Source organism: Tabrizicola sp. TH137, from assembly GCF_002855575.1.
Lineage (GTDB): Bacteria > Pseudomonadota > Alphaproteobacteria > Rhodobacterales > Rhodobacteraceae > Paragemmobacter.
In genome coordinates this window covers 334,496-356,578 of sequence record NZ_PKRQ01000004.1, presented here as the reverse complement: position 1 = coordinate 356,578, position 22,083 = coordinate 334,496, and the positions used below count along the sequence as shown (strand labels likewise).

Annotated in this window: 26 protein-coding genes; 13 read left to right on the top strand and 13 right to left on the bottom strand. The window is 67.9% G+C overall.

Going from position 1 to position 22,083, the window contains the following annotated elements:
• Window positions 1-48: 48 nt before the first annotated feature.
• The 5 genes from C0V75_RS14470 (at window position 49) to C0V75_RS14450 (ending at window position 5,095) form a co-directional block, all read left to right on the top strand.
• Window positions 49-3,324, top strand: a complete 3,276-nt coding sequence (locus tag C0V75_RS14470) for an Hpt domain-containing protein (protein ID WP_101921653.1) — start codon at window positions 49-51, stop codon at window positions 3,322-3,324.
• Window positions 3,325-3,490: 166 nt separating this feature from the next.
• A complete protein-coding gene (locus C0V75_RS14465) occupies window positions 3,491-3,997 on the top strand; it encodes a hypothetical protein (RefSeq protein WP_101921652.1) in 507 nt (168 codons plus the stop codon).
• A gap of 165 nt (window positions 3,998-4,162) precedes the next feature.
• Window positions 4,163-4,558 (top strand): flagellar export chaperone FliS, encoded by a 396-nt coding sequence (fliS, locus tag C0V75_RS14460; RefSeq protein ID WP_101921651.1) that lies wholly within the window; start codon window positions 4,163-4,165, stop codon window positions 4,556-4,558.
• Complete coding sequence (locus C0V75_RS14455; RefSeq protein WP_101921650.1) at window positions 4,555-4,860, top strand: hypothetical protein; 306 nt, start codon at window positions 4,555-4,557, stop codon at window positions 4,858-4,860. Before fliS ends, C0V75_RS14455 begins: the two co-directional genes overlap by 4 nt.
• Window positions 4,861-4,876: 16 nt before the next feature.
• Window positions 4,877-5,095 (top strand): hypothetical protein, encoded by a 219-nt coding sequence (locus C0V75_RS14450; RefSeq protein WP_101921649.1) that lies wholly within the window; start codon window positions 4,877-4,879, stop codon window positions 5,093-5,095.
• Here C0V75_RS14450 and C0V75_RS14445 read toward each other — a convergent pair.
• On the bottom strand, window positions 5,055-5,258 hold the full coding sequence (locus C0V75_RS14445; RefSeq protein ID WP_101921648.1) for a hypothetical protein: 204 nt from the start codon (window positions 5,256-5,258) through the stop codon (window positions 5,055-5,057). The genes C0V75_RS14450 and C0V75_RS14445 overlap by 41 nt on opposite strands.
• Before the next feature lie 52 nt (window positions 5,259-5,310).
• Window positions 5,311-5,784, bottom strand: a complete 474-nt coding sequence (locus C0V75_RS14440; protein ID WP_101921647.1) for a hypothetical protein — start codon at window positions 5,782-5,784, stop codon at window positions 5,311-5,313.
• 145 nt (window positions 5,785-5,929) lie between these two features.
• On the opposite strand from C0V75_RS14440, the gene C0V75_RS14435 reads away from it, so the two are divergent.
• Together C0V75_RS14435 and C0V75_RS24120 are read left to right on the top strand one after the other, a co-directional pair.
• Window positions 5,930-6,358 carry a hypothetical protein gene (locus tag C0V75_RS14435; protein WP_254216476.1) on the top strand — a complete coding sequence of 143 codons (429 nt, stop codon included), beginning with the start codon at window positions 5,930-5,932 and terminating at the stop codon, window positions 6,356-6,358.
• Entirely contained in the window at window positions 6,355-6,981 is a 627-nt protein-coding gene (locus tag C0V75_RS24120; protein WP_101921645.1) for an SEL1-like repeat protein, read from the top strand. Before C0V75_RS14435 ends, C0V75_RS24120 begins: the two co-directional genes overlap by 4 nt.
• A gap of 83 nt (window positions 6,982-7,064) precedes the next feature.
• On the opposite strand, the gene C0V75_RS14425 is transcribed toward C0V75_RS24120, so the two are convergent.
• Genes C0V75_RS14425 through C0V75_RS14405 form a run of 5 tightly spaced genes read right to left on the bottom strand, consistent with a single transcriptional unit; the run spans window position 7,065 to window position 10,205 of the window.
• The gene (locus C0V75_RS14425; protein WP_101921644.1) at window positions 7,065-7,484 is read right to left on the bottom strand and encodes a hypothetical protein; all 420 of its coding nucleotides are present in this window, start codon (window positions 7,482-7,484) and stop codon (window positions 7,065-7,067) included.
• A gap of 48 nt (window positions 7,485-7,532) precedes the next feature.
• On the bottom strand, window positions 7,533-7,838 hold the full coding sequence (flgM, locus tag C0V75_RS14420; RefSeq protein ID WP_101921643.1) for a flagellar biosynthesis anti-sigma factor FlgM: 306 nt from the start codon (window positions 7,836-7,838) through the stop codon (window positions 7,533-7,535).
• A 35-nt stretch (window positions 7,839-7,873) separates the two neighbouring features.
• The gene (gene flgA / locus C0V75_RS14415; protein WP_254216475.1) at window positions 7,874-8,581 is read right to left on the bottom strand and encodes a flagellar basal body P-ring formation chaperone FlgA; all 708 of its coding nucleotides are present in this window, start codon (window positions 8,579-8,581) and stop codon (window positions 7,874-7,876) included.
• Window positions 8,578-9,672 (bottom strand): hypothetical protein, encoded by a 1,095-nt coding sequence (locus C0V75_RS14410; RefSeq protein ID WP_101921641.1) that lies wholly within the window; start codon window positions 9,670-9,672, stop codon window positions 8,578-8,580. Before C0V75_RS14410 ends, flgA begins: the two co-directional genes overlap by 4 nt.
• Complete coding sequence (locus C0V75_RS14405; RefSeq protein ID WP_101921640.1) at window positions 9,672-10,205, bottom strand: LPP20 family lipoprotein; 534 nt, start codon at window positions 10,203-10,205, stop codon at window positions 9,672-9,674. Before C0V75_RS14405 ends, C0V75_RS14410 begins: the two co-directional genes overlap by 1 nt.
• 276 nt (window positions 10,206-10,481) lie before the next feature.
• Between C0V75_RS14405 and flhA the strand changes: the two genes are divergently transcribed.
• Genes flhA through C0V75_RS14390 form a run of 3 tightly spaced genes read left to right on the top strand, consistent with a single transcriptional unit; the run spans window position 10,482 to window position 14,519 of the window.
• Window positions 10,482-12,638 (top strand): flagellar biosynthesis protein FlhA, encoded by a 2,157-nt coding sequence (gene flhA / locus C0V75_RS14400; RefSeq protein WP_101921639.1) that lies wholly within the window; start codon window positions 10,482-10,484, stop codon window positions 12,636-12,638.
• Window positions 12,635-13,759 (top strand): hypothetical protein, encoded by a 1,125-nt coding sequence (locus tag C0V75_RS14395; RefSeq protein ID WP_101921638.1) that lies wholly within the window; start codon window positions 12,635-12,637, stop codon window positions 13,757-13,759. The genes flhA and C0V75_RS14395 overlap by 4 nt, the downstream gene beginning before the upstream one ends.
• A 34-nt stretch (window positions 13,760-13,793) precedes the next feature.
• Window positions 13,794-14,519 (top strand): sigma-70 family RNA polymerase sigma factor, encoded by a 726-nt coding sequence (locus C0V75_RS14390; protein ID WP_101921637.1) that lies wholly within the window; start codon window positions 13,794-13,796, stop codon window positions 14,517-14,519.
• A gap of 53 nt (window positions 14,520-14,572) precedes the next feature.
• Here the strand turns inward: C0V75_RS14390 and C0V75_RS14385 are convergent, their stop codons facing one another.
• From C0V75_RS14385 to C0V75_RS14375, 3 genes are all read right to left on the bottom strand, one after another.
• Entirely contained in the window at window positions 14,573-15,835 is a 1,263-nt protein-coding gene (locus C0V75_RS14385; protein ID WP_101921636.1) for a hypothetical protein, read from the bottom strand.
• Between the two features lie 65 nt (window positions 15,836-15,900).
• Window positions 15,901-16,080, bottom strand: a complete 180-nt coding sequence (locus C0V75_RS14380; protein ID WP_101921635.1) for a hypothetical protein — start codon at window positions 16,078-16,080, stop codon at window positions 15,901-15,903.
• A gap of 89 nt (window positions 16,081-16,169) precedes the next feature.
• On the bottom strand, window positions 16,170-16,349 hold the full coding sequence (locus C0V75_RS14375; RefSeq protein ID WP_101921634.1) for a hypothetical protein: 180 nt from the start codon (window positions 16,347-16,349) through the stop codon (window positions 16,170-16,172).
• Window positions 16,350-16,530: 181 nt separating this feature from the next.
• Between C0V75_RS14375 and zapE the strand changes: the two genes are divergently transcribed.
• A complete protein-coding gene (zapE, locus tag C0V75_RS14370) occupies window positions 16,531-17,610 on the top strand; it encodes a cell division protein ZapE (RefSeq protein ID WP_101921633.1) in 1,080 nt (359 codons plus the stop codon).
• A 141-nt stretch (window positions 17,611-17,751) separates the two neighbouring features.
• On the opposite strand, the gene C0V75_RS14365 is transcribed toward zapE, so the two are convergent.
• Complete coding sequence (locus C0V75_RS14365; protein WP_101921788.1) at window positions 17,752-18,516, bottom strand: TSUP family transporter; 765 nt, start codon at window positions 18,514-18,516, stop codon at window positions 17,752-17,754.
• 122 nt (window positions 18,517-18,638) lie between these two features.
• Between C0V75_RS14365 and C0V75_RS14360 the strand changes: the two genes are divergently transcribed.
• Window positions 18,639-19,319, top strand: coding sequence for a hypothetical protein (locus C0V75_RS14360; protein ID WP_101921632.1), 681 nt, complete (start codon window positions 18,639-18,641; stop codon window positions 19,317-19,319).
• Window positions 19,320-19,378: 59 nt separating this feature from the next.
• On the opposite strand, the gene C0V75_RS14355 is transcribed toward C0V75_RS14360, so the two are convergent.
• Together C0V75_RS14355 and serB are read right to left on the bottom strand one after the other, a co-directional pair.
• Window positions 19,379-19,855, bottom strand: a complete 477-nt coding sequence (locus C0V75_RS14355; protein WP_216821462.1) for a GNAT family N-acetyltransferase — start codon at window positions 19,853-19,855, stop codon at window positions 19,379-19,381.
• Window positions 19,852-20,727, bottom strand: coding sequence for a phosphoserine phosphatase SerB (gene serB / locus C0V75_RS14350; protein WP_101921630.1), 876 nt, complete (start codon window positions 20,725-20,727; stop codon window positions 19,852-19,854). The genes C0V75_RS14355 and serB overlap by 4 nt, the downstream gene beginning before the upstream one ends.
• A gap of 150 nt (window positions 20,728-20,877) precedes the next feature.
• Between serB and C0V75_RS14345 the strand changes: the two genes are divergently transcribed.
• Window positions 20,878-22,035 carry a phosphoserine transaminase gene (locus C0V75_RS14345; RefSeq protein WP_101921629.1) on the top strand — a complete coding sequence of 386 codons (1,158 nt, stop codon included), beginning with the start codon at window positions 20,878-20,880 and terminating at the stop codon, window positions 22,033-22,035.
• Window positions 22,036-22,083 lie beyond the last annotated feature (48 nt).

Genomic DNA, 22,083 nt, shown 5'->3' with positions numbered 1-22,083 from the left:
CTTCCCTGACGGCGGGGCCTGCCCCGCCCGGTACAGCACGAGGCTGACATGTCTGATGAAATGGACGAAATCTGGGCCCTTTACGCCGATGACGGCGCACAGTCCCTGGATGCGATGGAATCCGCCCTGATCGCGCTGGGCAACGGCGGCTCCGCCGATGCCGATGCGCATGTCTCGGCGCTCTTCCGCGCTGTTCATACCTTCAAGGGCAATTCCCGCGTGCTGGGTCTCGCCGTGGTGGAAAGCCGCGCGCATTATGCCGAAGACCTGATCGGTCTGGTCCGCGATCAGGGCGTCCCGTGGGATGCCGAGATCAAGGATATCCTCCTCCTTGGCGCCGATACCCTGCGCGGCATGCTGGAAGAGACGGCCTCTTCGCGCGCCGACGTGGACCCCGGCCCCTCCGAGGATCTGCTCCACCGCCTGAAGGACAAGATCGCCCGCGCCAGCGGCACCCCCGCCCCTGCGGACCCCGTCGAACAGGCCCCGGCCCAGGCAGCGGACCCGGTCTCCGCCGCCCCCGACCCTGTCGCCGAACCGGAACCGGCCCCCTCGCCGGAACCGGAACCCGAGGCCGCCCCCGAACCGCCTGCCGCCGCGCCCGTGGCGGCAGAGCCCGAAACGCAGCCGGAACCGCAGCCGGAACCCGCGCCGAAGAAACGCGCCCGCAAGGCCGCCGATCCCGCGCCCGAACCGGCCCCCGAACCGGCCGTCACGCCCGAACCGGTTGCCGCCGCGCCCGAACCGGTGCCCGAACAGCCCGCGCCCGAACCGGCCCGCGCGCCCAAATCCTCTGCCCCCGCGCGCCCGGAAAAGCGCCTCGCCGACGATCCCGCCTACCGCGAGATCTTCCGCGGCATGGCCGCCGACGCGACCCGCAAGCTCACCGACCATCTCGCCAATTTCGCAAGCGATCCTGACGAGATTCGCCCCCGCGCCCGGCGCGAGGCCGACAACCTCGCCCATGCGGCAGGCCAGATGGGGCTGGACGACTGGTCCGATGTGCTCAAGGCCTATCTCGCGGCGCCGGAACAGGGCTCCGAACCCCTTGCCGCCCTCCTTCTCGCGCTTTCGGAACTGACCGAGGCCACCTTCGGCGCCCCGCCCGCGGCGGAAGTCGCGCCCGAGATCGGCTTCTTCGACCAGATCCGCGAAGCACTCTCCGACATCGCCGCCTATGGCACCGGCTTCTTCTGCGGCGAAACGCCCGATCCCGCCGCCATCGCCGACCGCGTCTCGACCATCCGCAGCGCGGCCCAGGGCTCCGGCTATGTCCGCGTGGACGAAGCCGCCGCCCGCATCCCCGCCGCGACCAACGCGCAGGATTTCCACGCCGCCGAACTGCGCCTCTACGAGGAACTGGCCGGGGTCGAGGCCGTCATGCCCGAAGCCGCCCGCGCCTCGGGCGTCAGCCCGCGCGAGATGCTGCAAAGCTGGTGCGCCGAACATGTCTTCTCCACGCTCAGCGAACTCGAAGCCGTGCTCGAACGGCTGAAGGACGCCGTCGACCTCGATTCCGACTATATCCGCCTCGACCGGCTGATGCGCCTCGTGCATCACGCCTGCGGCCATCACCGGATCGAAACCGCCGGTCAGCTTGCCATGTCGCTGATCGACCTCTTCTCGCGTCTGCACACCCGCGGCGTGATCCCCGATCCCATCCTGTCGCATGTCGCCCGCGGCTTTATCGACACGGTCGAACTCGTCTTCGACGCCATCACCCAGGGCCAGACGCCCGACACCGCCTCGCTCGAAAAACTCTTCGAAGAGGCCTCCAACCTCTGCTTCGTGCAGGATGGCGTGATGACGGCCTCCGCCGTGGAACGCCGCCTTGGCCTGCCAAAGGAATTCCACCGCGTCCTCTCGCCCGAAAGCGTCCGCTCCGCCTCCGAGGCGATCGAACAGGGCCTGCGCTTCTTCATCGTCCGCGCCGACATCAACAACGACGAGAAACTCGCCGAGGCCTTCATCGGCTGGCTGTCGTCGGATTCCGTGCGCTCCATCACCAACGTCACCATCTTCGACGGCGACAACACCCTCTTCGACTTCCTCCTCGCCTCCGCGCTCGATGAGGCGGGGATGGGCGAGGCGCTCGCCTCCATCGACAGCACCGCCCGCTATCTGAAACTCACCCGGATGCTGGTGCCCACCACCGCCGATGTGCCGGAAACGGCGCCAGCCGATCCCGAAGCGGCCCTCGCGCAGATCCCCCAGGCGGGCATCAGCGCCGAGATGGTGGAACAGATCGGCGAAATCGCGGCCAGCCAGTCGATGATCAGCCACATGCTCACCGAACTGTCCGAAGATGATCTCTTCGATAGCGTCGAAGCCGTGATGCGCAGCATGGGCAATGACTGGCGCCGCGCCCGCACCCCGCTGCGCGCGCTGCTGACCGGCTTCACCACCCGGCTTCAGGAACTGGCCCAACTGGAAACCCAGCTTGTCGGCCAGATCACCCGCCTTCAGGAGGAAACCGTCGAAATCCGCTCGCGGCGGATCGAAACGATCTTCCGCCCGCTCGAGGCATTCGTGCAGACCTATTCCCGCCGCAACCGCCGCGAGGCGACCACCTCCTTCGCGGGCGGCGAACTCACGCTTGATCTGACCATCCTCGAAAACCTCCGCCGCATCCTGCGCAACCTTGCCGTGGCGCGGCTGGAACTGGGCGCCGACGCCCCGCGCAGCCTGCACATCTCCTTCCACCGGGATGAGGAACGGGTGCTCGCTATCTTCCAGGATGACGGTGCCGCCGCCGAAGTCTCTCCTGCGCTCGAAGACCTGCGCGCCACGGTCACCCGCCTGGGCGGCGACCTCCGCGAGGTGGCGCTGCCCGGCATGGGGATGCGCTTCCACATCTCGCTGCCGCTCGCCATGGTCGTGCTGGAAGGCATGGTCGTGGGGGTGGAAGGCGTCCGCTATGTCGTCCCGGTCGATTCGATCCGCATGATCCTTCAGCCCGAGGCCGACCGCCGCCTGCGCGTCTCTGCCGCCGAAGGCCGCGAGATGCTGCGCATCGGCGAGGATGAGATCGTCGCCGTCCACTCGCTCCCCGGCCCGCGCGGCGGGGCGCCCAGCAAGGGCAGCCGCCGCAACGTCTATGTCGTGGTGGGTGCCCAGGGCCGCTCCGTGGCCGTCCCCGTGGACGAGCTGATCGGTCAGCAACTGGTCCTACTGCGGCCGCTCAAGGGCGTGCTTTCCGGCCTCCAGAACATGACGGGAATCGCCCTTCTCGCGGGTGGCGATGTCGGCATGGTCGTCTCTGCCAACATGCTCTGCGCCGCCCAGGCGCCCACGCATGCGGTTTCCACATCCCTTCGGATGTAAGCCCGACATACCCGGATGCCGCACCTCGCGGCATCCGTATCGGACCCCCGGTCCAGCGTTGAAAACCCAAGAAAACAAGGCAATTCTAGCATCAAGACGAAAACCTGAGTCGCTCGCCAACGAAAGGCGCAAGGCTCCCAACTCTTAGTCGTACCGGGGTACTCCCATGATGATGCATCGCGCCGTTCTTCCTGCTGAAACCGCTCCCCTCCTGCCCGAGGCCGCCGTCTGGCGCCGCCCGGTCCACGCCGCGATCCTCTCGCCCCGCGCGCCCCGCATCATGGCCGCCCTCGCTGCCCGCGAAATCTCCTCCGTCGATGCCACCGACTGCGATCTGGCCCTGCTGCGCCGCGACGCACCGGACATGCTGATCCTCGACCTGGAACCCGGCACCTTCTCCCCCCGCCGCATCGCCCTTCTGGTGGCGCAGCTCGGCTGGGCGCGCCGCGACATGGTCATCGCCGCCTCGCGCGGCTCGGCCGCCCTCGCGCAGGGCTTCGCCGTGGACCTGATCTTCGACGCCGATGCCGATGCCGAAACCCTGGCCGAAACGCTGGCCGAAGGCCGCCAGGTCCTCGCCCATTCGCGCCTGCGCCACGTCGCACCGGAACCGGCCCGCACCGCGCTCCTGCGCCGCCCCGATGCCCCCCGCCGGGCCTCGCTCTTCAACTGACCTCTGCGCCCTTCCGCGCCCTTGGGGCGGGCCTGCTGAAACATGCGGCCCGCCCCTTCCATTTGTTGCCCCGACCGGTGCCTCGACAGCTAAATATCTGGGAAAAAAGGTCGTTTCTCTTTTCAACAACAGGCAGTTCCAAGCAGCCCAGAAAGGATGCACGCAATGACCTTCCTCGATGCCCGTGCCCAGTATCGTCGCACCGACACCGGCGAGGCGCTCTCCGTCGAAAGCCCCCATGGCATCATCCTCGTCACCCTGCGCGAACTGGAACGCTCGCTGCGCGTCCTCGCCGCCGCCGAACCGGATCGCAGCTATCCGACGCCCCATATCAACCGCGCCTTCACCGCCATCTACATCCTGCAATCCAGCCTGGATTTCGAAAAGGGCGGCGAGATTTCCGAACATCTGTTCCGCGTCTATGAATACTGCCGCCTCCGCGTGGCCGAAACCTTCCGCCGCGAACCCTCGCCCCGACTGTCGGAATGCGCCGACCATATCGGCAGCCTGCTCGCCGCCTGGCAGCAGATCGGCAACCGCGTGACGGGCAACGCGGCATGACCGCCCTTCCGCGCATCCCCTTCGCCGATGCCACCGAGGTGGAATTCGCCCTGATCGCCGGCCGCGTCGAAGATGCCGCCCGGCGCGAGGATATTGTGCAGACCCTGATCTCCACCGCCGATCTCGATCGCATGGCCCGCAATCTCGGCCCGCAGCACGCCGCGGCTGCCCGCCATGCCCAGGATGTCGTCGCCCGCGCCATCGCTGCGCTGGAACAGGCCATCGCGCGGGGCGAAGCCGGGATCCGCCGCGACGACCATCTCCGCGCCGCCTATGCCGTCACCGGCGATCGGTCGCGCTAGGGGCAGGGGGCGACCGATGGCCTGCCGCCGCTGCCTGAACATCCGCTGGTTTCTGCTTTCGGCCGCGCCGCTTCTGGGCATGGGCCTGCTGGACCCGGTCCTGACCGACCGTCTCCTGTCGAACCTGCCGGACCTGCGCCAGCTTGTCCTGTGGTTCCCGGCGGTGATCGCCGGGACCTTCCTCTACCGCTATCTCAACTGGCGTCGCGCAGACCGTCGCGAAGGGCAGGGCTGACCAGCCCTCCCAGCGGCGCCAGCAGCCCCGCCAGCGGCATCAGCCGCCGCCCCGCAGGCCGCTCCGCCCCGTCGAAATGCACGCATTCCACGGCCACGGATTGCAAGGCCACGGCCAGAGCCGTTTCACTGCTCTCGGTCATGCTGCGGTCTGTCATCGTCATTCCTGCCTCCTCGGGCGTTTTCTCGCCCGGATGCTGCAAGAACCGTGCCGCCTCAGCCCTGCATCGCCAGGCCCAGGATCAGCACTTCCGTCACCGGGGCGGGAAAGGCCTCGCTCCCCAGCATGCCGTTGATCGTCGCCCTTGCCCGGTCCGGCAGGGCGGCATGAACCTGCCTGCTGTCCGCCCCCTCCATCACCAGACCCTGCGCCTCGCTCACGATCGCCGCCTTCACGCGGGAAAGCTCGTTATCCACCGTGGCGTTCAGTTCCAGAAGCTGCGCGCTGGTTCCCTCAACCGAAACGGCCAGATCCAGCTTCATCTTCGGACCCTCGCCCAGCGAGATGAAGATCGGCTCGCGGATCGTGATGTAAAGCTGGGCCACACCGGGCGGCCGCGCGTCCTCCACCGGGGATTCGGGCAGCGGCGGATAGGCCAGGAACAAGGTCGCCGCCACGGCAAAGGCCAGACCCGCCGGAACGGCGAACCCCAGTATGGCAGGTGTCTGGCCTGGCAAGGCCACGATCATGGCAATCCCCGTTCTCTCCGCATATAGCCAGAACGGCAGGTCAGACCTCCATTTGAGGGCATCCCCCTAAACAAATCGCGAAACCTGCCGTTTTCACCCTAGGATTGAACAGACTTCGAAGGGCTGCCCCGCGATGAAAGAGAGGATGTCCAGGGCGCTTGTGCCCGTCATCTCTCGTCTGCCCACGCTGACGCGCCTGCGCGATGCCGTGCGCCATGCCTATGGCGTGCCCGCCGCCGCCGAACCGGGCAGCCAGCCGCGCGCCCGCGACTATGACCTCGTCCGCCATCAGACCCGCCTGCGCAACCGCGAACAGGTGGAACGCTATCTGCCCGATATCCTTGGCCGCGCCCTCGCCCGCATCTGGATCGACCCCGGCTTCCGCGACCGCTTCGCCGCCGATCCCGTGGCGGTGCTCGAATACTACGACGTCTTCCTTCCCGAAACGATCGAGATCGAATTCGTGGCTGAGGCGAACAGCCGCCCGCAGGTCGTGGTCTATGAACGGCCCATCCGTCACATGCCGCGCCGCCGCCTGCTCTACCTGCAACTCGTGCTTACGGCGGCCCGATGATCGCCCGCGCGCTTCTCCTTCTTCCGGCCTGGCTGCTGCCCCTTCCGGCGCTTGCCGCGCCCGATCTCGCCTCGGCCATCGCCACGCTGCGCGATGGCCGCGCGCCCGAAGCGGCGCAGATGCTGCTCGATCTCGCCCGCGCGGGCGGGGCCGAGGCGCAGTTCAATCTCGGCCTCCTCTATGCCGAAGGCATCGGCGTCCCGCAGAACGACCGCGAGGCGCTTTACTGGGGATGGCGCGCCCGCCTCGCGGGCCTGCCCGCCGCCCGCGCCCTGATCGACAAGCTCGCCGAAAAGGCCACGCCTGACCTGCGCGAAGAACTGGTCGCCCGGATCGAGGCCGATCTCGCCCCCCGCATCCAGGCGGGCGACGGGCGGGCCATGCTGGAACGCTCGGTGCTTCTGCTGGATCTTGCGCCCAAGCCCGATCTGACCGGCGGCTATGTCTGGCAGGCCCTCTCCGCCGCACTGGCCACGCCCAATGCGGCCGCCGCCCGCGATTCCACGCTCGCCCTGATCGACCCGAAGGACCGGCTCGCCGCGCAGGATGCCGCCCTGGCCGCCCTGCGCGATCTCTGCGCCGGCGGCATGGCAGGCCATGCCCTCTGCGCCACGCTCCCCTGATCCGCTGCCCTGATCCGCTGCCCGGCCAAAACGAACGGGGCCGGACGCTCCCGTCCGGCCCCGCAACCCATCCCTCACGCCGATCAGTGACGCCGGAACATCCGGATCGTCTCGGCCGTCTCGCGGGTCAGACCCAGCTCGCGCCCGATCTCATCCGCCTCCAGCCCCGTCTGCGCCAGGGTGATCGCCTGCTCGATCATCCGTTCGCCCGCCAGCCATTCCACATCCGATTTCAGATGCTGGATATCCGATTTCAGCCCCGCCAGCGCATCGCTCAGCGCCTCCGACTGCCGCTGCGTCTGCTCGGCCAGAATAGCCTCCAGCCGCGCCGCGAAGGCCCCGCTCATGTCCGCGGTCAGCTCGGGCATCTGCGCCCCTTCAAGGAAACCCGTCTGCGGCCCCTCTTCCACGGCGCGCGCGCGGTTGCGCATCAGACCGAAGGTGACAAGGGAAACCCCTGCCAGAAGGATAGCCACAAGAAGGGCAGACGTGCCGAGTGTCATGTCGGAAGGCTCCGGGTCGTCGTTAGGTCAGGAAGATCGGGCGTGGGATCACTGGGTCAGTTCGAGATAGTTCTCGAACAGACTGTCGGTGATCTTCTCCAGATCAATGGGATATCTCCCTTCCGCGATCGCTTCCTTGATCTTGGCCACGATGGTCAGATCAATGGGGGGTCCACCCTTGAGCTCCGCAGGCAGGGATTGCGCCGCAGGGCTCAGCGAGACGCTGTCCCCTGCGGCCGGTCCGACAGCCGTTGCAGAGCCGTTCGCGGTGGAACCCTGAACCGGCCCAGCGACATCTTCGCCCGGACGGGCGATCCGAGGACGCGCAGCTGATGTTGAAATTGGGTCTACCATGAGAGCCTCCGTTTAGCTGTCATTACGGACGGATTTCAGCGCATGTTAGTCTGCGCCATCACGGAATTTCTTCCGGTGACGACAGCCTTCACCTCGCGCCCGCTCGACTTGTTCAGGACACGGATCACATCGCCCAGTGCCCCGTCATCCAGCGCCTCCGCCGGGGCCGAGACGGCAAGCCCCCCGGCCGAGGCCGCAAGAACCACGGGATTGCCCCGCGCCACCATCCAGACCGGCTCCAATTGGCGCAGCAGGACGGGCTTGCCCAGCCCCAGCGCCGTCTTGGTGCGCCGCCCGATCACCTCTGCGGGATCGGTGAAGATGCCGTCGGGGCCGCGTGTGCCCACCGGGGCCAGCGTGACATCCTCTGCCGTCAGCACCGCCCCCCGCGCCACGCTGCGCGCCAGGACCACGGCCATCGGCCCTTCGCCCGCATCATCCGTCGGCTCGGCCATCGCCGCCCCACCGGTCACCGCCCCTGTCCGCACCGCGCGGCTCCAGACCGGCCCATCACAGCGCACCTCGGCGGTGGACCAGCTTCCCTGTCGCGGCAGAACCTCCGGCACGCTGCCGCAGGGCGGGAAGGCCCGCGCGGGATCGGCGAAATCCGGCACCGCCTGGCCCGCCTCCTCCATCGCCGCGCGGATCAACCGCCCGACCTCATCGCCCGGCACGCCGGCGCCGTAGTCCATCGCCGCTGCCGGTGTTGCGGCCATCATCAGCGCCATCACGATCCGCCTCACAGCCCTGCCTCCACGAAACGCACCGGGCGTCCGGCAAAGGCCTTCGCCCCCCGGCCGGGGTCCAGCGGCCGCAGCACGGCCCGGTTCGCCGCCAGTTCCACCACTTCCAGCATCTCGGTCGAAAAATCGGCATCGGCGGTAAAGGCGATGCTGCCCCGCGTCAGCCCCTGCTGGCGACCCACCGGCGCCACGATCTTGCCGCCCGCCACATCCAGCCGCGCCGTCACCGGCTTGCAGGTCTCGATGTCCAGCAGCCGGTCCATCTCCCGCTCCAGCCCCTCGGTCAGTTGCGCGGCCAGTTGCCGCCGGTCGGGCTCGATGGCGATGGCCAGCCGTCCCAGGGGCGATACGCCGGGCAGCTTCACGCTGCGCTCCGCCGCCTGCCGCGATTCCTCGCCCGACCCGGCGATCAGCACCATCTCGATCCGCATCCGCAGATCGGGCTTCATGCCCATGCCGCCGACCTCCACCTCCACCACCGGGATGAAGGCATGTTCCCCTTCGCCCAGCCGCACCGACCCGCGCGTCAGCGTCTCGTAATCCGTGGCCTCGCGCTTCTTCGACAGGCGGGGGAAGGCGCGGTCCGTCACCCGCACCAGCTCCGTCGCCGGATGCGCCTCCAGCCGCCGCACCATCTGCTTGGCCACTTCCATGGCCAGCGGCTCGGTCCAGGCCGGGGCCTGCGGCTCCACCGCCACCACCGGCGCATAGACGATCAGCGACAGGTTCCGCCGCCGCGTGCATTCGCCCGAAACCCCGGCGCCCACCACCGCCTCGATCGTCGCGCTCCAGGTCGCGCCGTTCTGCGAAAGCTCCACGATCTGATGCCGCAACACCCGCCCCACGGGCCGCACGATCAACAGGTCGCTGGTGATCACGCTCTTGTCCATCACCGTGTGCCCGGTGACCGAGGCCCCGCCCGACAGCGCCGCCTGCAACAGCGCATCCGCCACCGCGCGCCGCTTGGCACTGGCCGCATCCTCGGCACCCGACTGGATGGCAAAGCCCGTCGCCCGCACCACCAGCCCCTCCGCCGCCCGCAGAGGCAGCGCCGCCAGCATCAGGCCCAGGACCAGAAGCGTCAGCCGCATCACACCCGCCCCTTCAGAGCGCGCACGATATAGGCGACCGTCTCGCGGTCCAGCACCATCTCCACCTCATAGCTGTCGGTCCCCTTCGGCGTCACCCGCACCGTCCGCGCGCCGCGCAACGTGCCCTGCACCACCGCCGACAGGCTGTCATCCCGCACCACGGCCTGGCTGATCGTGGTCTGGGCATTGATCCGGATGCCATGCACCTGCTCGGTCAGATCCCGCAGCGCATCCATCCGCGCCGCCCGGATCGCCATCAGGCGCTTTTCATTCGTCGTCTTGCCCGGCTGCCCGGCGATCTGGGCAAAGCCCATCCCCTTCAACGGCTGCACGCCCGAAGCCACCGCCGCAGCCGCAGGCGGGGGCGGCGCGTTCATCCGGTCGGCGGCATCCAGATTGTCCTTCACCTCCGCAAGCTGCCGCGTCGTCTCCGTCGCGCTCAGGGGCAGGGCCTGCGTCGCCGTCTGCGGCGTGGACACGCAGCCCGCAAGAAGCGGCACGATCAGGAAAAGGGCAGGGGCGGCGCGGTGCATCGCAGGGCTCCAGTCAAGGGTCCGTCAGTCGGCCCTTTCCCTGCAATCCCCATGCCACCCGTCCAGCCGATCACGCCCCCGTTAACACCCCCGCCACCACCCGGCCCCTCGCGCGCGCGTGCCTCTTCCCGCCATCGCCCCTTCCGCCAACCCATCCGCAGGTCTGCCCCCCTCTGGCACAGGCTTTGCAAGTCTCGCCCCGAAGACAGGAACGACCACCGGGGATGACGGACCTATGACACCCGCCGCCACCACCAGAACAGGGAAGCAGACTGCATGAGCAGCGCCGCCGCAAAAACCGGCTTCGCCACCGCGATGGGCGGCATCGCCCTGCCGCTCGGCATCCTCGCCATCATCGCGATGATGGTGCTGCCGCTGCCCGTCGTCCTCCTGGACATCTTTTTCGTCGCCAATATCCTTCTGTCGCTCGTGATCCTGATGGTGGCGCTCTATTGCTACCGCCCGCTGGATTTCTCCAGCTTTCCCAACCTCTTGCTTATCGCCACCATCTTCCGCCTCGCGCTGAACGTGGCCTCCACCCGCGTCGTGCTCGCCGAAGGCCATACCGGCCACGATGCCGCCGGCAAGGTGATCCAGGCCTTCGGGGAATTCGTCATCGCGGGCAACCTGATCGTCGGCATCCTCGTCTTCACCATCCTCGTCATCATCAACCTCGTCGTCATCACCAAGGGTGCAAGCCGCGTGTCCGAGGTCTCGGCCCGCTTCACCCTCGATGCCATGCCGGGCAAGCAGATGGCGATCGACGCCGACCTGAATGCCGGACTTCTGACACCTGATCAGGCCCGCGCCCGCCGGGCCGAGGTCGCCGCCGAGGCCGATTTCTACGGGTCCATGGACGGTGCCGGGAAATTCGTGAAGGGCGATGCCATGGCGGGCATCCTGATCCTCGCCATCAACATCATCGGCGGCATCCTGATCGGCACGCTCCAGCACGGGCTGTCGCTGTCGGATGCCTCGCATACCTATGTCCTGCTCTCCATCGGCGACGGTCTCGTCGCGCAGATCCCGGCGCTGCTCCTTTCCATCGCCACCGCGATCATCGTCACCCGCGTCTCCTCCTCGCATGACATGTCGGGCCTCATCGCCAAGCAGATCCACCTGCGCCAGGCCTGGCTTCCGGTGGCGGGCGTCATGGCCATCATCGGCCTCGTCCCCGGCATGCCGAATGTCATGTTCCTCGTCGGTGCCGCCGCCGCCGGCGTCCTCGCCTGGTTCGGCCGCCCCGACAGCGCCCCGGATGCCGAGGAAGAGGCATCCCCCGCAGGCGGCGCCGCCGCGCCGGGGGCCGAGGCCGCCCGTCCCGGTACCGAGGCGATCACCGCCGAAGATGTCACCGATCACGCCCCCGTCTCGCTCCAGATCGGCTATGCGCTGATCCCGCTGGCGGGCGAAGGCGGCGGCGCGCTGGTCCAGCGCATCACCGCCATCCGCCGCGAAGTGTCCAAGGCGATGGGCTTCGTCGTCCCCGGTGTCCGCATCCGCGATGACCTGACGCTGACCCCGAACCAGTATCGCATCCGCATCGGCCAGGTCATCCGGGGCGAGGACGTGGTCTATCCCGACCGCAAGCTCGCCATCCCCGGCGCCTCCTCCACCCGCAAGCTCAAGGGGATCGACGTCAAGGATCCCTCCTTCGGCCTCGATGCCGTCTGGATCCTGCCCCATCAGCTCCCCGAGGCAGAGGCCGACGATCACGTGGTGGTGGAACCCGAATCCGTCATCGCCACGCACCTCTCGCAACTCCTTTACAAACACGCTGCCGACCTGATCGGTCCCGATGACGTGCAGACGCTCCTCGACACGCTCGCCCGCGTCTCGCCCACCCTCGTCAATGCCGTGGTGCCCAAGGTCGTGCCGCTGCACACCGTGACCGCCGTGCTGCGCGGGCTGCTGGCCGAACGTATCCCGATCGGCGACCTGCGCCGCATCCTCGAAGGCGTGGCCGATCTCGCCCCCCGCAACCTTTCCGCCGCCGACATGGCCGAAGCGCTGCGCCCGGTGCTGATCCCGCTCCTGCTGCAACAGATGGTGCCGATCAACACGCCGCTCCCGCTGGTCACGCTCGATCCGGAACTGGAACAGCTTCTGATCCGCGCCCGCCGCCAGGGCGAAGAGGGGCTCGTCCTCGACAACGGCCTCGCCGCCACCCTGGTCAAGTCGATCTCCGAGGCGCTCGACAATGCCCAGGGGCAGGGCAAGCAGGCCGTGCTCATCGTCGCAGGCCAGTTGCGCCGCAGCTTCGCGCAATTCCTGCGCCCGCACCTGCCCGATGCCATCGTCATGGGCATCAACGAACTGCCCGACAACCGCCGCGTGGAAGTCGTGGCCGCCATCGGCGGACAGCAGCAACTGCCCCGCATGGCCACCCCTCAACCGCAACCTCAGATGACTCCGATGGGGGCTGACAGATGACCGCAATCACCGTCCGCGCCACAGACAGCCAAAAGGCGATGGAGGAACTCCTCCGCCGTCTCGGCCCCGATGCGCTGATCCTTTCCACCACACGCGTCGGCGGCATGGTCGAAGTCACGGCCATCGCGCCCGATGCCGAGATCGGCACCGCGCCGCCCGCGCCCCAGCCCGCCGCGCCCGCCGCTTGGGCCCCCGCTTCGGCGCCCGACGCGACCCCGGCCATGCCTCCCGTCATGCCGGCGACCCCGGCCCCCGGAACGGCCCCTGCAATGGCCCCCGCAACGGCTCCCTCCGTGGCCGCCACCCCGCCCGCCACCCCGGCCCCCCGGATGGACGCCGTCTTCCGCCCCGTCCTCCACCGCTCCATCGCGGCGGATGCCGTGCCGCGCCCGCAACCCACCCCGCCGGACCCGCCGCCCTACGATTTCGCCCAGGCCCTCCGGGCCGAGGCCGCGCGGGCCGTCCCGAACGATCCCTTCACCCGCCTGACCCGCAGCCTGCTGCCGCCCGAAGGCCTGGCCGAAGAGATCCCGTCCCGGCTTCTCATCGTCGGCCCCCCCGGCGCGGGCAAATCCATGCTGGCCGCCCGCCTTGCCGCCCATTGGATGCTGGCGCTTCCCGACCTGCGCCCGCAGCTCATCGCCCCCGTCCCCGGCAATCTGCTGGTCGAGGATCGGCTGCGCGGCTGGGCCCGCCTGATGGGCCTGACGCTGGACCGCCCCACCATCGCCGGTGCCATGGCGCTGCCCGATCCGCAGCCCCATGCGCCGCAGATCATCGACCTCTCCGACACCCCGGCCGAGGCCCCGGCCCTCGTCGCCCGGCTCATCGAAATCGACGGGGCAGAGCTGGTGCTCTGCCTCCCTGCGGGCCTTCACCCGGCCCGCATCTCGCGGCTCTGCTACGACTGGCAGGCCTTCGCCCCCACGGTCACCCTCACCGGGCTCGATCAGTGGTGGCCCGAACAGGGTGAACTGGCCGCCATCGCCGATGTCGGCCTCAGGCTCACGCGGACCGCCGCAGGCACCGGGCTTGTCAACGCCCTCTCCCGCCCCGGTCTCGCCGACCTGCGCAACTGGGCCGACGGATGGTCCCCCGCCTATGCCGGAGCCGCCGAATGACCCGTTTTCCCGAACCCTCACCGAAAGGGCGCGAATGATGCTCGCCAAACGCTATGCCGAACAGGACGGCCCCTCGCCCGAAAAGCTGGTCCGCTCGCACATGGACCTTGTCCGCAAGATCGCCTGGCACATGCATGGCCGCGTCGGCCGCATGGCCGAGGTGGAAGACATGCTCCAGGTCGGCTACATGGGTCTCGTCGATGCCGCCCAGCGCTATACCCCGCGCCAGGGTGCGAGTTTCGCCGCCTATGCCGCCATCCGCATCCGCGGCTCCATCATCGACTATCTCCGCGCCTCCTCTTCGCTCTGCCGCGCCACCATCGTGATGCAGCAGCGCATGCGCGCATCGACGCAAAAGCTGGAACAGACCCTTCTCCGCACCCCCGAAAAGCACGAGATCGCCGCCGACATGGGCATCACCGTGGGCGAGCTTGAGGATTGGGAAGCCCAGTTCGGCGCCTCCCAGATCAAGTCGCTGGACGAGGTCTATACCGATCACTCCATGCTCTTCTCCGACGCGGGCCGGTCCGTCGAAGACAAGATGCAGCACGATCAGATGCGCCAGATGCTGCGCCGCGCCCTGGGCGACCTGCCGGAACGCGAGGCGCTGGTCCTGCAACTCTATTTCGTCGAAGAACTGAACGTCTATGAAATCGCCGAAATCCTCGGCGTCACCACGGGCCGCGTCAGCCAGATCAAGAAGGCCGCCGTCGGCCGCCTGCGCGAAAGCATCGTCAAAATGGAAGGGGACGCGGCCTGACCCGCGCCCCCCGGATGGCCGTCCCCGCGGCCCTCCCCATTCCGTCCGGCGTCTCAGTTGAAGACGGGCGTGATCTCCGATCCGGCGGCAATCCGCTTGGACCATTCATGCACATCCCCCCCGATCCTGGCCTCAAGGTCGGGGATCGCCGCAAAGGCCGCCAGCGCCGAAAAGTCGCGCGGATTGTCCGGCGAGGCGCTGCTCGCATCGAAGGACCGCCAGGTCCCGTCCTCACCGCGTGCCTCCGCCGCCTCCGGCGTGCCGCGCACCGCCCATTCGATGCCATAAAGATCGTAGAGATATTCCCCCGACGGCATCGGCGCATCGCGGCGATGGATCATGTGCATCCGCACATAGTCAAAGGTCGCGTTCCGCGTCCGCTTGATGATCTCGGCCGCCATTTCCGGCCAGCCCTGCTCCAGCCCGTTGTCCAGCAGCACCCAGTCGGCACCGCTTCCGGTGATGCGGAAGGCGAACTTGTCGGTCTCATCGTCGCGGGCGATGTCGTGATGGACTTCCCCGATCCGCAGCCGCGCCATCGCCTGGAATTCCTTCGATGCCTGGACTTCGGCCACCTCTTCCGCCTCGGGCGCATCCTCCAGCACATCCGATGTCGCCAGCCGGAAGCCATGGGTGAACAGGATCGACGTCGCCGTCTCCGTCAGCAGCAGATGCCCGTCCGACATTTCGGCCAGCCCGGCGATCCGCATTGCCATCGCCTCGGCATTGCTGGGCATCCGCCCCGCCGCATAGCGCATCAGCCCGGTCAGGGCCGGCGAGGCCGCACCCTCCTCGACCTCGGCCACATCCTCGATCACGCCCAGCGTCTGCCGCGCCAGAACCCGGATCACCGATGCGGCCATCCCGATCCCCAGCGACAGGATGCCCGACAACTGCACCAGTTGCTGCATCGTCGCATCGCTCATCTCGCGCGGCGCGCTGTCCATCAGGCCCAGCACCCCCAGCACGCGCCCGCCCTGCGATTTCAGCGCAAAACCCGCCCAGAAGCCCAGGTCCGGCAGGCCGGCCGCCGCAATGTCACGGCCCATCGGCGCCGGGTCCAGCACCGCCAGCCCCCGCCCGTTCGGCATCAGCGCCGCAGGCAGATCCGTCACCCCCGGCAACTCGGGAAAGAAGGCCAGACGCATTTCGCCCGTCTCGTCATCCTCCAGCCGGATGCAGGCGCGTTCGCATCCTGAAATCGCCCGCGCCAGTTCTGCCACCGCAGCGAAATCCGCCGGTTCGACGAACATGCGCGGTGCCCGCGGGGCTTCCCGCTCGACCGGTTTCAGACCGTAGAGATGGGCCACTGCCATTCCTGCCTCCTGCACGAAAATCCTCAGACCTCAACGGCCCGACCCGACAAGGGTTTAGCCATCCCTCAGAAGAACAGCGCCTTGAACAGGAACACCCATCCCGTCACACCGCCAAGGAAGGCAGGCAAAAGCCACCACCCCCGCGAAATGGTCATCTGCGGAACGGCATCGCCTTGCCGCCCATAGCTCCGCCCGAATTCCGGATCGGGGCGATGGATCGGCAGGCCGTGGCTTGCATCGCTCATGGTGGTCTGGCCTTCATGGATCGCATGGGCACGGACATCGTGCCCTCAGATGCCCAAACGGCTTGGCCCGGCTGCGATTTAGGGCAGGATCAGAAGAAGATGGCCCGCATCAGCACGGCCCAGCCCGCCACGCCGCCCGCCAGCATCGGCAGCAGCCACCAGCCGCGCCCCAATTGCACCTCGGGCAGCACGTCGGCCGGATGCCTGTACATGCGCCCGAAATCGGGGTCGGGCCTATGGATCGGCAAGCCGCGGGTCGCGTCGCTCATGGTTTCGGGCCTTCTTGCGGTGCCGCGCGGGATCGGCGGCACGACGTCAGATTATGCCGCCCGCCGCGCCCCTGCATTCTCTCCTCCGATCAGCCCGCCGGATGCTTCGGTCGGCCCTGCATCCGAAAGGATGGCGCATCGCACCGCTTCCCACAGGCCGCCGCGCGTTGTATACAACGGTATGCGGCAAACCCTGACCGAACTCTACGAGGCCCGCGTCGCCGATGGCCAGCTCCGCGCCGATCCGGCGCAACATGCCGTGCTGCCCCGGCTCGAAGCGATCCGCCTCTGGCTCGAAACCCATGCCGACCGCCGCGTTGGCCTCTTCGCCGGTCTCTTCGCCAAACCGCTCACCCCGCCCAAGGGGCTCTACCTCTGGGGCGGTGTCGGGCGCGGCAAATCCATGCTGATGGACCTGTTCCACGAAGCGACCGACATCCGCCAGAAGCGCCGCGTCCATTTCCACGCCTTCATGCAGGACACCCACAAGGCCATGCACGAGGCGCGCAAGAAAGGCGTCGAAGATCCCATCGCCCCGGTGGCCGAGGCGATCCTCAAGGACACCCGCCTCCTTGCCTTCGATGAAATGCAGATCACCGACATCACCGATGCCATGGTCGTGGGCAGGCTCTTCGAAAAGCTCCTCGCCGGCGGCGCGGTCATCGTCACCACCTCCAACCGCCCGCCCGAGGATCTCTATCTCAACGGTCTCAACCGCGCGCTCTTCCTGCCCTTCATCGACCTGCTCCGCGCCCGGCTCGACGTGGTGGAACTGCAAAGCCCGACCGATTACCGCCAACACCGCCTGCAAGGCGCGCAGGTCTATTTCCACCCCGCCGGGCGGGCGCGCGGCGAAATCAACGCCATCTGGTCCGATCTCACCGGCGGCGCGGCGGGCGAAGCCTTGCAGCTTCCCGTCAATGGCCGCACGGTCGAAGTGCCCCGCTTCGCCAACGGCATCGCCCGCGCCACCTTCTGGGACCTCTGCGCCCGTCCCCTCGGCCCCGGCGATTTCCTCTCCATCGCACAGGCGGTGCGTGTCCTCATCCTCGAAGACATCCCCCAGCTTTCCGCCTCGAACTACAACGAGGCGAAACGCTTCGTCACCCTCATCGACGCGCTCTACGAGGCGCGGGTCCGCCTGATCTGCTCTGCCGCCGACGAACCCGAACGGCTCTACATCGAAGGCACCGGCGCCTTCGAATTCGAACGCACCGCCTCCCGCCTGCGCGAGATGCAGGCGGCGGATTGGGGTGGGTGACCGGGCCTGCGTTCCCGCCCGCCCCCCGTTGCGCCAGGGCCCGTTCCGGCGTTCGCAGCGTGGCCACAGTTTGCTGCACAGTTTGCGGCACAGGTTACGGCACAGCCGTTTCCGGCCAACACCATGCGGCGAAAGCCGAAATCACCCGGCGAAGGCCTGCCACAACAACCGCCCCGCCATCCCCGTGGACACCACCACCAGTAGCGGTTTGATCAGCCGCGCGCCCACCCGCATCGCCAGCCTTGCCCCCAGCGCCGCCCCCAGAACCTGCGCCGCCGCCATGCAGGACCCCACCGCCCACCACATCGCCCCCGACGGGATGAATACGGCCAAACTCCCGATATTGCTGGCAAAATTCAACAGCTTCGTATGCGCCGTCGCCTTCAGCACGCCGAACCCCGCCAACATCACGAAAGCCAGCATGAAGAACGACCCCGTCCCCGGCCCAAAGAACCCGTCATAGGCCGCGATCAGAGGCACCGCCGTCACCGCAAAGACACCGGGCCGCATCCGCGCCACCCGATCCGCATCGCTCAGCCCCGGTTTCAACGCGAAGAACAGCGCCACCGCCACCAGCACGACGGGCATCACCACCCGAAGCACCTCCACCGGAACCAGATGCGCCACCAGCGCCCCCAACCCCCCGCCAATCGCGGAAATCACAGCCATTCCAAGCTGTTCGCGCAGCTGCACATGCCCCGCCCGCGCATAGGTGGCCGTCGCCGTCGCCGCCCCGAAGGTGCCCTGCAACTTGTTGGTGGCCAAGGCTTCGATCGGCGACGCCCCGGCCAGAAGCAGGGCCGGAACCGAGATCAGCCCCCCGCCCCCCGCGATGGAATCGACGAACCCCGCCAGAAAGGCCGCAAGGATCAGAAGAAGGGCAAGATGGGTGGCAACCTCGAAGATCATCCCGCCTTCTTCCGCCGCCCCCCGCGCATTGTAAACCCCTGTCCCCACAGCCCCTTTGCAGCCCGCGCCCCGCAGGTTACGCTACCCCCGAAACCACCGTTCCGACCGCGAGGATACCCGTGACCCTGCCCGCCGTGCTTGCCCTCCTGCTCCTCGCCGCCACGCCCGCACTTGCCGACACGCGCTTCACCCTCGATGCCAACAGATTGATCTACAACACGGAATTTCCCGTCGATGCGACGCTGATCGACCCCGATTCCGGCCTCTCCCCCGACGATACCGTGGGCGACATCGCCTATGAGGATATCGACGCCCTCCGCGCCCTTCTCGCGCAGCATGGCGACCGGATCGACACGCTCCGCCTCACCTCTGACGGCGGCTATATCGAAGCCGCCTATGAGATGGCCGCCATCATCGCCGATTACGGCCTCAAGACCGAGGTGGAAGGCGAATGCGCCTCTGCCTGCGCCATTCTCTTCGTGGCCGGCACCGACCGGCGGATGAACCGGGGCGGCCGCATCGGCCTGCACCCCTCCGGCTGGGGCGTGGAGTCGATGCGCAGCTACTATCAGGACTGGCGCGAGGATAGCGGCTGGAAAGACGAATTCGCTTTCGCGGAATGGGTTTACGACGAAGGCCAGCGCGACGCGAACAAGCTCATCGCGCATTTCCTCGCCCATGGCGTCAGCGCCGATTTCGCGGTGAATGTCGTCTCCCGCGGCATGGGAACGATGTGGTATCCCACCCGGAAAGAGATGGAGGAAGCCGGTTTCCTCACCCCCGACGCCCCGGCCAACTGAGCGCCGCGCTTACCTCCGGTTAAGGGTCAACCGCCATCCTGCATGGGTCGCCCCTTGTATCAAAGATCGAACCGCCGATGCACACGCCCCACGCATTGCCCGTCCAGAAGGCGGAACTCGGGCTCCTGCCCGTAGTCGCGGAACCCCTGCCGCGCATAGAAGGCCAGCCCCGGCGCATTGTCGGCCCTGATCGTGGCGTTGATCGTTTCCAGCCCCGCCGCCCGCGCTGCGGCACAGGTCGCCGCGAACAGCGCGCGCCCCGTTCCCTTCGCCTGCACCTCAGGCTCAACAAAAGTGCCGATATCGCCCCATCCCTCCGGCAATCCCGGCCAGACGCCCAGCGCCTGAAACCCGATCAGCCGCCCCTCTGCCTCTGCCACGAAACAGCAGATCGCCCCCGCGCCGTCTATGTAATCCCGCACCGCCTCGACACTCCGCTCGGTCTGATAGGCGGTCGTCCCGCCGATCCGGATGATCTTGTTCTGCAAGTCGGCCATCGCGGCGGCATCTTCCGGCCGTGCCGGACGGATGATCACGCCACAAACTCCTCGCGCCGATACCCCTGGAGGAACAGCAGCGCCGTCAGGTCCCCGTGGTTGATGCGGATGTCGCATTCCGCAGCCACCACCGGCTTGGCATGCAGCGCCACCCCCGCTCCGGCGCGTTTCAGCATCCCCAGATCATTCGCCCCATCCCCCACGGCCAGGACTTCGCGCTCCGACAGGCTTAACCTTTTGGTAATGTCCTCCAGCGCATCCACCTTGGCCTGACGGCCCAGGATCGGTTCTGCCACCGTCCCATCCAGAAGATCACCAATAGAATTCAATGTGTTGGCCCGGTTCTCATCGAACCCCAGCACCGCCGCGATTTTCGCCGTGAACGCCGTGAACCCCCCCGACACCAGCGCCGCATAGGCCCCGTTCGCCCTCATCGTGGCCACCAGCGCAGGCCCCCCCGGCATCAGCGTGATCCGGTCCCGGATCACCCGGTCGATCACCGCCACCGGCAGGCCCTTCAACAACCCCACCCGCTCCTTCAGCGCCGCCTCGAAATCCAGCTCCCCGTTCATCGCCCGGCGCGTGATCTCGGCCACCCGCGCCCCGACCCCGGCCTCATCCGCCAACTCGTCGATGCATTCCTGCTCGATCATCGTGGAATCCATGTCGGCCAGCAGCACCCGCTTGCGCCGCCCCTCCGCCGCCTGCACCACCAGATCGACGCGCAGGGATTGCAACCCCTCCCACACCTCCCAGTGGTTCAACGGCATGGTTTCCAAAGGAAATTCCGCCGCCACTCCGGGTTCCAGCCAGATCGCATCGCCTCCCCCCCAGGCATTCCGCACCGCCTCTACCGTGGCGCGTTCAAGGATCGGGGTTTGCGGGTTGGTCAGCAGGGTCGCGATGAACATGAAGTTTCCGATAGTGGACAAACCCGTCGCTTTCGCGCGACGTTGCGCCGCTTTAGGGCAATTTTCCCGCTTGTGCCAGCCCGCTCGCCCCGCTATCCCCGGCGGCGGGACACCCTTCCCCAACGAAGGGCTTTTAGCTGGAAGGCTACCATGACAGACCTGACCCCGCCGGCCAAGCGCCCGGCCAATCCGCGCTTCTCCTCTGGCCCCTGCGCCAAGATCCCCGGCTTCACCCTGAACCACCTCGCCGACGCGCCCCTCGGCCGCTCGCACCGCGCCGCAGTCGGCAAGGCGAAGTTGCAGGAAGCCATCGACCTCACCCGCGAAATCCTCGGCGTCCCCGCCGATTACCGCATCGGCATCGTCCCCGGCTCCGACACCGGCGCCGTCGAAATGGCGATGTGGACGATGCTCGGTGCCCGCCCCGTGGAAATGCTGGCCTGGGAATCCTTCGGCGAAGGCTGGGTCACCGACGCGGTGAAACAGCTCAAGCTCGACGCCACCGTGAAAAAGGCCCCCTATGGCCAGATCGTGGACCTTGCCACCGTCGATTTCGACGCCGATGTCGTCTTCACCTGGAACGGCACCACCTCCGGCGTCCGCGTCCCGAATGGCGACGCAATTCCCGCGAACCGCCAAGGGCTTACCATCTGCGACGCCACCTCCGCCGCCTTCGCGATGGACCTGCCCTGGGACAAGCTCGACGTCACCACCTTCTCCTGGCAAAAGGTGCTGGGCGGCGAAGGGGCGCATGGCATGCTCATCCTGTCGCCCCGCGCGGTGGAACGTCTGGAAACCTACACCCCCGCCTGGCCGCTGCCGAAAATCTTCCGCCTGACATCGAAGGGCAAGCTGATCGACGGCATCTTCCTGGGCGAGACGATCAACACGCCGTCCATGCTGGCGGTGGAAGATTACCTCGTCGCGCTGAAATGGGCGAAATCCGTGGGCGGCCTCAAGGGCCTCATCGCGCGGGCCGAGGCAAACGCCCGCACCGTCTGGGATTTCTGCGCCGCCAACCCGTGGATCGCGAACCTTGCGGAAGACCCCGCCACGGCCTCGACCACCAGCGTTTGCCTCAAATTCACCGATCCCCGCATCACCGATGGCGCGGCCTTTGCCAAGGCCGTGGCCAAGCGGCTGGAAAAGGCAGGCGTGGCCTATGACGTGGGCGCTTATCGCGACGCCCCCCCCGGCCTGCGCATCTGGTGCGGATCGACGGTCGAAACCGCCGATGTCGCAGCCCTAATGCCCTGGATCGCCCATGCCTTCGAGGCCGAGATCGCCGCACTGGCGCAGGCTGCCTGACCGGGACGGCGGGGTGAACCCCGCCCTACCTTTCCCCCGACAACTCAT

Coding starts and splice junctions, on each gene's coding strand:
- fliS (WP_101921651.1), top strand. CDS start 4,163: ATGACCTTCCTCGATGCCCGTGCCCAGTATCGTCGCACCGACACCGGC.
- C0V75_RS24120 (WP_101921645.1), top strand. CDS start 6,355: ATGATCGCCCGCGCGCTTCTCCTTCTTCCGGCCTGGCTGCTGCCCCTT.
- C0V75_RS14470 (WP_101921653.1), top strand. CDS start 49: ATGTCTGATGAAATGGACGAAATCTGGGCCCTTTACGCCGATGACGGC.
- C0V75_RS14435 (WP_254216476.1), top strand. CDS start 5,930: ATGTCCAGGGCGCTTGTGCCCGTCATCTCTCGTCTGCCCACGCTGACG.
- C0V75_RS14425 (WP_101921644.1), bottom strand. CDS start 7,484: ATGACACTCGGCACGTCTGCCCTTCTTGTGGCTATCCTTCTGGCAGGG.
- flhA (WP_101921639.1), top strand. CDS start 10,482: ATGAGCAGCGCCGCCGCAAAAACCGGCTTCGCCACCGCGATGGGCGGC.
- C0V75_RS14455 (WP_101921650.1), top strand. CDS start 4,555: ATGACCGCCCTTCCGCGCATCCCCTTCGCCGATGCCACCGAGGTGGAA.
- flgM (WP_101921643.1), bottom strand. CDS start 7,838: ATGGTAGACCCAATTTCAACATCAGCTGCGCGTCCTCGGATCGCCCGT.
- C0V75_RS14450 (WP_101921649.1), top strand. CDS start 4,877: ATGGCCTGCCGCCGCTGCCTGAACATCCGCTGGTTTCTGCTTTCGGCC.
- C0V75_RS14440 (WP_101921647.1), bottom strand. CDS start 5,784: ATGATCGTGGCCTTGCCAGGCCAGACACCTGCCATACTGGGGTTCGCC.
- C0V75_RS14375 (WP_101921634.1), bottom strand. CDS start 16,349: ATGAGCGACGCGACCCGCGGCTTGCCGATCCATAGGCCCGACCCCGAT.
- C0V75_RS14390 (WP_101921637.1), top strand. CDS start 13,794: ATGATGCTCGCCAAACGCTATGCCGAACAGGACGGCCCCTCGCCCGAA.
- C0V75_RS14380 (WP_101921635.1), bottom strand. CDS start 16,080: ATGAGCGATGCAAGCCACGGCCTGCCGATCCATCGCCCCGATCCGGAA.
- serB (WP_101921630.1), bottom strand. CDS start 20,727: ATGTTCATCGCGACCCTGCTGACCAACCCGCAAACCCCGATCCTTGAA.
- C0V75_RS14345 (WP_101921629.1), top strand. CDS start 20,878: ATGACAGACCTGACCCCGCCGGCCAAGCGCCCGGCCAATCCGCGCTTC.
- zapE (WP_101921633.1), top strand. CDS start 16,531: ATGCGGCAAACCCTGACCGAACTCTACGAGGCCCGCGTCGCCGATGGC.
- C0V75_RS14385 (WP_101921636.1), bottom strand. CDS start 15,835: ATGGCAGTGGCCCATCTCTACGGTCTGAAACCGGTCGAGCGGGAAGCC.
- C0V75_RS14395 (WP_101921638.1), top strand. CDS start 12,635: ATGACCGCAATCACCGTCCGCGCCACAGACAGCCAAAAGGCGATGGAG.
- C0V75_RS14465 (WP_101921652.1), top strand. CDS start 3,491: ATGATGATGCATCGCGCCGTTCTTCCTGCTGAAACCGCTCCCCTCCTG.
- C0V75_RS14405 (WP_101921640.1), bottom strand. CDS start 10,205: ATGCACCGCGCCGCCCCTGCCCTTTTCCTGATCGTGCCGCTTCTTGCG.
- C0V75_RS14410 (WP_101921641.1), bottom strand. CDS start 9,672: ATGCGGCTGACGCTTCTGGTCCTGGGCCTGATGCTGGCGGCGCTGCCT.
- C0V75_RS14445 (WP_101921648.1), bottom strand. CDS start 5,258: ATGACGATGACAGACCGCAGCATGACCGAGAGCAGTGAAACGGCTCTG.